Origin of the sequence: Pelomicrobium sp., assembly GCF_036803785.1 — a bacterium.
In the GTDB taxonomy this organism is placed as follows: Bacteria; Pseudomonadota; Gammaproteobacteria; order Burkholderiales; family UBA6910; genus Pelomicrobium.
Map to the genome: position 1 here is coordinate 1 of NZ_DAIRTR010000244.1, position 2,126 is coordinate 2,126.

The window sequence follows — 2,126 nt, forward strand, 5'->3', positions numbered from 1 at the left end:
GCCCTGAACGAGTCCCCCGACCGCCCCCTCAATAACCGAGCCTTGCGGGGTCAGTATCCCCCTGGTTCCACCATCAAACCCTTCATGGCCCTCGCGGGCCTGGAGCTGGGCAAGCGTACTCCCTCCTACACCATCAGCGATCCGGGTTGGTTTTCCCTTCCCGGGAACAATCACCGGTACCGGGACTGGAAGCCGGGCGGCCATGGGCTGGTGGACCTGCGCAAATCCCTGGTAGTCTCCTGCGACACCTATTACTACAGTCTGGCGGTGGACCTGGGCATCGACGCGATTCACGCCTTCATGCGCAGGTTCGGCTTCGGCGAGAAGACCGGAGTCGACATCGAGGGAGAGCTTCCCGGCCTGCTGCCGTCCCAGGAATGGAAGCGCAAGCGGCTGCGGGACAAGTGGTACGTGGGGGACACGGTGTCGGTGGGCATCGGTCAGGGCTACCTGCTCGCCACCCCGATGCAGCTCGCCCAGGCGACCGCCATCCTGGCCAACGGGGGCACGGCCTTCCGCCCCCACCTGGTGCAATCTATCGAGGACGCCGCCACCGGAGCGGTACGGCGCATCGCCGCGGAGCCCCTCTACACCCTCAAGCTCAATCCCCACCATCTGCGGTTGGTGCAGGAAGCTCTGGTGGACGTCACCCGTCCGGGGGGTACGGCCGCGCGGGCCGGCACCGGCGCGGCCTATGAATTCGCAGGCAAAACCGGTACCGCCCAGGTGGTGGCCATCAAGCAGGGAGAAAAGTACGACGAGAAAAAGCTACGGGAGGAGCACCGGGACCACGCCCTCTTCGTCGCTTACGCTCCGGCGGAAGCGCCCCGCATCGCCCTAGCGATCCTGGTGGAAAACGGAGGCGCCGGCAGCGCCACCGCCGCCCCCATCGCCCGCATGGTGTTCGACTACTATCTTCTCGGCAAGCGGCCAGACTCCGCGCCAGCGTTACAGGGAGAGCCCGGGAGTGAACCCAGCGATTAAAGGTGCCCTGCGTTTCGTCGCGAGCCGCATGGACAGCATGCTGCTCATCGCCACGGCCCTGCTCCTCGCCACCGGGTTGATCACCCTGTATAGCGCATCGGGCGCCAGCCTGGCCCGGGTGATGGGCCAAGCCACTAACCTGGCCATCGCCCTCGCCGCCATGTGGGCCGTCGCCCTGGTGCCGTCCCAGCGTCTGATGCGCGCCGCAGTGCCCCTGTACCTGCTGGGGCTGGCATTACTCATCGCCGTGGCCCTGGTGGGAGAGGTGGTGAATGGGGCCCGGCGCTGGCTGGACCTGGGCTTCATTCGCATCCAGCCCTCAGAGCTCATGAAGATCGCCGTCCCCATGCTGCTCGCCTGGTTCTTCGCCCGCAAGGAGGAGGCACCGCGCCTCAGGGACTTCGGCCTCGCGGCGCTGCTGCTCCTCGTCCCCATGGGGCTGATCGCCCGCCAGCCGGACCTGGGCACGGCGCTGCTCATCGGCGCCTCCGGCTTCTATGTCCTGTTCCTGGCGGGCATGTCGTGGCGGCTAATGGGCGGGGTGATGGCGGTGGTTCTGGCAAGCCTGCCCATCCTCTGGTCGGTACTCCACGACTACCAGCGTCGCCGCATCCTCATCCTCCTCGATCCCACCCAGGATCCCCTGGGGGCGGGCTACCACACCATCCAGTCCACGATTGCCGTGGGCTCCGGCGCCATCGCTGGCAAGGGCTGGCTCCAGGGCACACAGTCCCACCTGGACTTCCTGCCGGAGCGCACCACCGATTTCATCTTCGCCGTCTACGCCGAGGAGTTCGGCTTCATCGGCAATCTGCTGCTGCTTCTCATGTACCTGCTGGTGATCGGCCGCGGCCTCTACATCGCTGCCCATGCCTCCAGCCAGTTCGGCCGGCTGTTGGCGGGCGCCATCACTCTCACTTTCTTTACCTACGCCTTCGTCAATATGGGGATGGTGAGCGGCATCCTGCCGGTAGTAGGGGTGCCCCTGCCTCTGATTTCCTACGGCGGCACCTCCCTGGTGACGCTGCTCCTGGGCTTCGGTATCCTCATGAGCATCCACACCACGAAGAAGCTGGTCAAAAGCTGACATCCGGCGAGGGAGGCATGATGCAGGAAGCGGCCAAGGGGGGCGGGAGCGAGGG

Annotated in this window: 2 protein-coding genes; both read left to right on the plus strand. The window is 66.1% G+C overall.

Annotated elements, in window-relative coordinates; all coding sequences use genetic code 11:
• A partial coding sequence (locus V7Q81_RS15845) for a penicillin-binding transpeptidase domain-containing protein (protein WP_333845263.1) occupies nt 1-984 on the plus strand: 984 nt, incomplete at its 5' end.
• A gap of 28 nt (nt 985-1,012) precedes the next feature.
• Nucleotides 1,013-2,071, plus strand: coding sequence for a rod shape-determining protein RodA (gene rodA / locus V7Q81_RS15850; protein ID WP_333845265.1), 1,059 nt, complete (start codon nt 1,013-1,015; stop codon nt 2,069-2,071).
• Nucleotides 2,072-2,126 lie beyond the last annotated feature (55 nt).

Bases quoted from the DNA above. Each gene is read 5' to 3' on its own strand.
- rodA (WP_333845265.1), top strand. From the start codon at position 1,013: ATGGACAGCATGCTGCTCATCGCCACGGCCCTGCTCCTCGCCACCGGG.